Origin of the sequence: Corynebacterium sp. UMB9976, assembly GCF_030212265.1 — a bacterium.
GTDB lineage: Bacteria > Actinomycetota > Actinomycetes > Mycobacteriales > Mycobacteriaceae > Corynebacterium.
Genome location: NZ_JASODY010000053.1, coordinates 1 through 761, shown reverse-complemented (window position 1 = coordinate 761; position 761 = coordinate 1). Strand labels below are relative to the sequence as shown.

The following is a 761-nucleotide window of genomic DNA, read 5'->3' as shown; positions in this document are numbered from 1 at the left end:
CTTAAGTTCTAGTGGTCGTTGCAACACTGATCTGAAGGGTTGGTGTTGGTGATGACGGTGTCACGGTGGGATCCACCGGTTGAGGAGATCACTCGGTTTCACCAGTTGGTGGTGGGTGATGGTTTGTCGGTGCGTGCGGCTGGGTTGGATCTGGGATGGTCGTTAGCTACGGCGTATCGGATTGCGCATCGTGATGGGTTACCACTGCGGAATAAGACGTTGTCGTCACAGGTGGTTGACGAGATTGTTGCGTTGTTTGCCCAGAATGTCGCGCCAATGGATATTGTGCGGCGGTTGGGTGTGAATCCTTCGTCGGTATACCGGGTGGGGATATCGATTGGTGCGCGGCCCCGTCCTGCTCCTGAGGGTCGGCGGGCTGTGGCTACGGCGCGGCGAGTGGAGTATTTGGAGCTTCGGGCCTGTGGGTTGGATCGTCGTTCTGCTGCAGCTGCGTGTGGGATGGGGTTACGTGGTGCGCTCGATGTTGATAAGGGGGTGATTAAAACACGTGGTCGGCGTGTGCCGTTTGTGCCCGATGGTCAGGCAGTTTATCGCTATAAACGGCTTATGCAGGTTCTTGCGTATGTTGATGGCCGGGTCAGTGTTCCGGTGGAGGTGCTGCCGCAGGCTGCGGTGGAGAAGGTGATTGACCGGCGGTACTTGTCGTTGGTGGAGCGGGAGCGCATCGCGGATCGGGTGAATCGGAATTTATCGGTTCGGGCGATTGCGCGTGAGCTTGGGCGTGATCCGGGGACGATTTC

General features: G+C 58.0%; 1 protein-coding gene. It reads left to right on the top strand.

Translation table 11 applies throughout. The annotated features are described in order from the left end of the window. Window positions 1-51: 51 nt before the first annotated feature. Window positions 52-761: helix-turn-helix domain-containing protein (locus QP140_RS09750; protein ID WP_284759463.1), on the top strand; the 710-nt coding region annotated here is incomplete at its 3' end.